5 protein-coding genes and 1 pseudogene are annotated in these 6,220 nt (G+C 50.0%); 2 read left to right on the top strand and 4 right to left on the bottom strand.

Annotated elements, in window-relative coordinates:
• Positions 1–55 precede the first annotated feature (55 nt).
• On the top strand, positions 56–2,620 hold the full coding sequence (locus QUB56_RS11370) for a PhoD-like phosphatase (RefSeq protein WP_332955248.1): 2,565 nt from the start codon (positions 56–58) through the stop codon (positions 2,618–2,620).
• A gap of 295 nt (positions 2,621–2,915) precedes the next feature.
• Positions 2,916–3,041, top strand: a complete 126-nt coding sequence (locus tag QUB56_RS11375; RefSeq protein WP_332955249.1) for a hypothetical protein — start codon at positions 2,916–2,918, stop codon at positions 3,039–3,041.
• A 132-nt stretch (positions 3,042–3,173) separates the two neighbouring features.
• Here the strand turns inward: QUB56_RS11375 and QUB56_RS11380 are convergent, their stop codons facing one another.
• The 4 genes and pseudogenes from QUB56_RS11380 to QUB56_RS11395 all read right to left on the bottom strand — a co-directional run.
• Positions 3,174–3,752: a transposase gene (locus QUB56_RS11380; protein WP_332955250.1), complete on the bottom strand. Its 579-nt coding sequence runs from the start codon at positions 3,750–3,752 to the stop codon at positions 3,174–3,176.
• 151 nt (positions 3,753–3,903) lie between these two features.
• Positions 3,904–4,242, bottom strand: coding sequence for a hypothetical protein (locus tag QUB56_RS11385; protein WP_332955251.1), 339 nt, complete (start codon positions 4,240–4,242; stop codon positions 3,904–3,906).
• Between the two features lie 93 nt (positions 4,243–4,335).
• Complete coding sequence (locus QUB56_RS11390; protein WP_332955252.1) at positions 4,336–4,599, bottom strand: hypothetical protein; 264 nt, start codon at positions 4,597–4,599, stop codon at positions 4,336–4,338.
• Between the two features lie 5 nt (positions 4,600–4,604).
• Positions 4,605–6,220 (bottom strand): annotated as a pseudogene (locus QUB56_RS11395) (hypothetical protein); the annotation flags it as partial.

Here is a 6,220-nt window from a genome sequence, read left to right on the forward strand (position 1 = left end):
TCGCCTAAAATCTTATTGCTAGAACACCCTTATTTAATTTTTATTTTTAAATCCTATGTCCTGGACTCCCTTAATTCATCGAATTCATCATTTGCCGCTCATCCTTGCCGGTCCGATTTTGCGCCGGACTCAAACAGAGGTCGTGACTGTGTGGCTGGCTCTGAAAGCACCCCGCCAAGTCGAACTCAAGGTTTATGCGACTGAGGGCGGAACCGGCGAAATTGTCGATCGGCCCTTGCTCCAAGGTGCGAGCTCTACCGTGCAGCTCGGCAAATACCTGCACGTAGTGGCGGTGACTGCTAAACCAATTAACAGCAATGTCTTGACATACGGGCAGATTTATGCTTATGACATCGAGTTTGCTGGGAGTCGCGAGTCGCACTCCGGGGTTCGGGTCCCAGAAAATGAGAAAGAAAATCTCATTTCTTGCCTGTGGCCGGCCTCCCCTGATTTGTCGGCTTTGGGGCCGGAGACGATCAGTTATTTCCCTCACCAGTTGCCGACTTTTGCGCTGCCGCCGAAGGATTTAAATTATTTGCGTATCGTTCACGGTTCTTGTCGCAAGCCCCACGGAGACGGGAGAGATGCCCTGCCAATCTTGGATAATTCGATCGAACAGTTTGCAGGAACGGCAAATAGCAGACCCCACCAACTGTTTTTAACGGGCGACCAAATTTACGGCGACGACGTTGCCGATGCGATGCTGTGGGCTTTGACTGATGCTGGCGATACCCTGTTGGGCTGGGAAGAGAGTCTACCCCTGATGGATGACGCCCAAATTAAAAAGAATTTGTGTATCAGTATACCTAAAATTTCGGAAAACGAAAATGCAGGCGGCCCAGAGAGGGAAATTTTTAGAGAGTCGCCAATTCAAAAACCGTCTGATGTTGAGTATGAGTCCAAAAAACCAATTCAGTTACAGCCGGGGACTCGCAGCGATATTGCCAGAGATTGTGGCGGCTTTACGGCGATGTTGGTGAATCAACCGGAAAAATCTAAAAGTCATTTGTTCGGTTTGGGGGAATATTGCGCGATGTATTTGTTAGTTTGGTCGCCGATACTTTGGTGCGCGCGTTTTCCGAAGGGTAAGGATATTTGTCCAAATTCTAAGCAGGCAAAGGTCTGGGATAAAGAAGTTGTTGAACTTGAGGGTTTTGCCCGCAATTTGTGGAGGGTGAGGAGGGCGCTAGCGAATATTCCTACTTATATGATTTGCGATGACCATGATGTTAGCGATGATTTTTATTTGAATCGAGAGTGGTGTTACCGGGTGCTGGGGAAGCCGCTGGGTCGGCGGGTGCTGCAGAATGCTTTGCTGGCTTATGCTGTGTTTCAGGCTTGGGGAAATACGCCCGCACAGTTCGATCGCGAAAAACCGGGAGATAAATTATTAAAGGCGGCTGAAAAATGGTCTGCTTCGGCGGGGACTGATGTTGCTGTTTGGGAGGAGGCGGCTTCGTATTTGGGAATTCCCAGGCTCGATCCGAAAACTAATTTGCCTAAGTTGAAATTAGATGAAGATGTTTTTGTTTTGGATCGGGATGGTGAGGGTGTAAGTGAGGTTTTGAATTGGCATTTTACTGTCAGAAGTTTTAAGCACGAGGTGATTGTGCTGGATACGCGGACTTGGCGGGGGTATCCGGTGGAAAGCCCGACCGATCCGCCGATGCTTTTGACTCACAAAGGTTTTGAGGAGCAAATTCAGAAACCTTTGAAGGAGACTGATTTGCTGAATAAAACTGGGGAGTTTGAGATTGAGGCGACGCTGGTGGTTGTGCCGACAAATTTGGTGGGTTTGTGGCTTATTGATGTGGTGCAAAAGTGGGATTTGGCACAGGGGAAGGTTTTTAGTAGTGATGCGGGGGATGCTTGGAATTTTCATGAGTTGGCTTTTGTGAAGCTGTTGGTGGAATTTTTTAAACAGCGCGATCGGGTGATTGTGTTGACGGGGGATATTCACTATGCTGCTGCTGTGCGACTGAGTTATTGGTATGATTGTCATTTTGGTGAGTGTCGATCGAATATTGAGCCTTTGGGGGGGGCGAATTATAAGTCAAGCTGTCAATATTCTGTGCTGGCGCAGTTGACTGCTAGTGCTTTTATCAATGAGGAGTGGAAAACGCATTTAGTTCATACTAAGCTTAAGTCGTTGCTTCCTGAGCGATCGCACCAATGTTTGGGATGGAATGAGCCGCTGGAATTAATGAATATTGCGAGGATGAGCAGGAAGAAGGCTGTGGCGGCTGGTTTCAAAAAGAGACAATCTCTGCCTGATTGGGGCTATCGGATTGACTGGATTAAACGGCAAAGAGCTCGGGTGTTTTTGCGCGTCGAAAAGGGAACTGCGTCAGAGAGATCGCATAAAAATAAACAATTGTCTGTGCTGCATAGGTTGTGGAATTTGATAGCGATGTTGTGGCGCAATCGCTGGCTGCAAGAGGGTGATGAGATTGTGGGATATAGCAATATTGCGATCGTCAGTTTTCAGTGGCCGGCTGATGGTGATGGGGAGAAGGCGGTGATGCAAAATGTTTATTGGCGGCCGCTTTGGGAACCGGATAGTGTGGTTTACAGTCAATATTTTGTGCCGCTGGGATTGGATGAGCCTACGGTTGATTGATCTGGTGTTTGGTTGATTTATTGTTTTGGATGTGACGGCGCCGGGAGGGCACGGCATTGCCGTTTCCCTACCTCAAAATAATCGATCGCGCGATCGGATATAACCATCGACGACACGGCGGCGTCCGGACACGGCAGTGCCGTTTCCCTACCTCAAAATGTCGATCGCACAATCAAATATAACCATCGGGGACAGGGCCCTGGGAGGACACGGCAGTGCCGTTTCCCTACCTCACAATAATCGATCGCGCCATCGGATATAACCATCGACGACACGGCCCGGGGAGGACACGGCAGTGCCGTTTCCCTACCTCAAAATGTTGATCGCGCGATCGGATATAACCATCGGGGACAGGGCCCTGGGAGGACACGGCAGTGCCGTTTCCCTACCTCACAATAATCGATCGCACAATCAAATATAACCATCGACGACACGGCGGCGTCCGGACACGGCATTGCCGTTTCCCTACCTCAAAATGTCGATCGTGCGATCGGATATAACCACCGCCCGATTCATTGTAGGGAAACGGCACTGCCGTGTCCTGATTTCTGCTTTAAAAACGCGAATCTAACAAAATAGGGTGATTTTTCTGGTGTTCTAATTTCTCAGGATTGTCGCCCCAACGCTGAGGATTGTTGGTGATGTATTGCCTTTTGCAATTCAAAGATTCTTCATCGCGGATAATTGATTCGTAAAAACCATCTTGCCAGACAGGAAATTCTGTTGTTTCGCAGAACTTATGAATGAGTCTTGTAACAGCACTTTTATAGGAACGGATTGCCGTAGGAATAGAACCGCGAACGGGTTGGCCCAATCGTTCGGGGGTAGGGACACGCCTTTGCTGTGTTTTTACGGGGGTATTGTCAACGATCGCCAAAAGTCCGTGTATGTGATCGGGCATAATCACAAATGTATCTAATTGAAAGCGGGGAAAATGATTGGGAATTTCTAGCCAACAAGTGTGGGCAAGATGACCTAAAAGATTTAATTGCATTTGACCGTCAATCACTTCGCCGAATATACACTGTCGTGCTTCGGTGCAAATGGTAATGTAATAAACACCGGGTTGAGTATAATCGTATCCTTTAATCCTTACAGAACGGCGGTGGTGTTTGTTGGGGTCGTAAGGCATTGTATGAAAATAGAATAATATTTCCCTCATTATTCTATGGGCAATAGGGCATTGGAGGAAACGGCATTGGAGGACACGGCAGTGCCGTTTCCCTACCCTAAAATGTCGATCGCCCTCGGGAGGCAAAAGAGGACACGGCAATGCCGTTTCCCTACCCCAAAATGTCGATCGCCCTCGGGAGGCAAAAGAGGACACGGCAATGCCGTTTCCCTACCCTAAAATAATCGATCGCCCTCGGGAGGCAAAAGAGGACACGGCAATGCCGTTTCCCTACCCTAAAATGTCGATCGCCCTCGGGAGGCAAAAGAGGACACGGCAATGCCGTTTCCCTACCGCAAAATAATCGATCGCCCACACAGAGCACATCACCACCACCGGATTTGTAGGGAAACGGCACGGCGCCGTGTCCGAATTTCTTGGCGCTACCCCAAAATAATCGATCGCCCGCACAGAGCACATCACCACCACCGGATTTGTAGGGAAACGGCACTGCCGTGTCCGAATTTCTTCGCGCACAATCGCATATAACCACGACCCAATTCGTAGGGAAACGGCACTGCCGTGTCCGAATTTCTGCCGTGTCCTAATTTCGGGTAACGGGTAAAATTAACCGAATTGCATGATGAATTTGCCCGCAGAGAGCACATTTCCCGATCGCCCGATCGCCCGAGCGCACATTTCCCGATCGCCCGATCGCCCGAGCGCCCGATCGCACATTTCCCAATCGCCCGATCGCCCGGATGATCCAATCGGATGCAACCATCGACAATACGGCCCCCTCCGGACACGGCAATGCCGTTTCCCTACCCCAAAAATCATCGCCCGTCCCCAAAAATTCATCGCCCATGTCTCTCAAACATCTCCCAAATCCCCCATTCCCTCCAATCGCAGGAAATGCACCCGGCCCGATCGATCGCCCGCTACAACTGTCAGTCCATCAGGTAAAACTGCACAGCAATCGAAGCCAGAATCTCCGCTGAAACTAACAATTTCTTTGCCACTAAGCAAATCCCAGATTTTGAGAGTGTTATCCCGTGAAGCGGAAATCGCGGTGAGGCCTGAGGGTGCGATCGCCACTGCTGTTACCCGGCTAGTATGACCGATGAGGATTGTAACTTCGTTACCTGTCTCGGTGTCCCAGATTGTCAGGGTTTTCTCCCATGAAGCGGAAATCACTCGTTTACCGTCTGGTGCGATCGCCACTGCATTTACCAAGGTAGTATGATCGGTGAGGGTTCTAACTTCCGTACCTGTCTCGGTGTCCCAGATTTTCAGGGTTTCATCGTTTGAAGCGGAAATCGCAGTTTTGCCGTCTGGTGCGATCGCCACTGCTATTACCGAGTCAGTATGACCCGTAAGGGTTCTAACTTCCGTACCTGCCTCAGTGTCCCAGATTTTCAGGGTTTCATCGTTTGAAGCGGAAATCGCGGTTTTGCCGTCTGGTGCGATCGCGACTGCATTTACCCGGCTAGTATGACCAGTGAGGGTTCTAACTTCCCTACCTGTCTCGGTGTCCCAGATTTTCAGGGTGTAATCCCATGAAGCGGAAATCGCGGTGAGGCCTGAGGGTGCGATCGCCACTGCATTTAGCCACTTAGTATGACCGGTGAGGGTTCTAACTTCCGTACCTGTCTCGGTGTCCCAGATTTTCAGGGTGTAATCCCGTGAAGCGGAAATCGCGGTTTTGCCGTCTGGTGAGAGATCCACTGCATTTACCGACTTAGTATGACCGGTTAGGGTTCTAACTTCCCTACCTGTCTCGGTGTTCCAGATTTTCAGGGTTTTATCCCCTGAAGCGGAAATCGCAGTTTTGCCGTCTGGTGCGATCGCCACTGCATTTAGCCAGCTAGTATGACCGATGAGGGTTCTAACTTCCGTACCTGTCTCGGTGTCCCAGATTTTCAGGGTTTCATCGTCTGAAGCGGAAATCGCAGTTTTGCCGTCTGGTGCGATCGCCACTGCTGTTACCAAGATAGTATGACCGATGAGGGTTCTAACTTCCGTACCTGTCTCGGTCTCCCAAATTTTCAGGGTGCTATCCCCTGAAGCGGAAATAGCAGTTTTGCCGTCTGGTGCGATCGCCACTGCAAATACCAAGTTAGTATGACCGGTGAGGGTTCTAAGTTCGGTACCGCTTTCTGTGTCCCAAATTTTCAGGGTTTTATCCTCTGAAGCGGAAATAGCAGTTTTGCCGTCTGGTGCGATCGCCACTGCTATTACCGAGTCAGTATGACCGGTCAGGGTTCTAACTTCCGTACCTGTCTTGGTGTCCCAGATTTTCAGGGTTTTATCCCCTGAAGCGGAAATCGCGGTTTTGCCGTCTGGTGCGATCGCCACTGCTGTTACCGAGTCAGTATGACCGGTCAGGGTTCTAACTTCCGTACCTGTCTCGGTGTCCCAGATTTTCAGGGTTTTATCCCCTGAAGCGGAAATCGCGGTTTTGCCGTCTGGTGCGATCGCCACTGCTG

Origin of the sequence: Microcoleus sp. AR_TQ3_B6, from assembly GCF_036702785.1 — a bacterium.
In the GTDB taxonomy this organism is placed as follows: Bacteria; Cyanobacteriota; Cyanobacteriia; order Cyanobacteriales; family Microcoleaceae; genus Microcoleus.

Bases quoted from the DNA above. Each gene is read 5' to 3' on its own strand.
- QUB56_RS11370 (WP_332955248.1), top strand. From the start codon at position 56: ATGTCCTGGACTCCCTTAATTCATCGAATTCATCATTTGCCGCTCATC.
- QUB56_RS11380 (WP_332955250.1), bottom strand. From the start codon at position 3,752: ATGCCTTACGACCCCAACAAACACCACCGCCGTTCTGTAAGGATTAAA.
- QUB56_RS11390 (WP_332955252.1), bottom strand. From the start codon at position 4,599: ATGGGCGATGAATTTTTGGGGACGGGCGATGATTTTTGGGGTAGGGAA.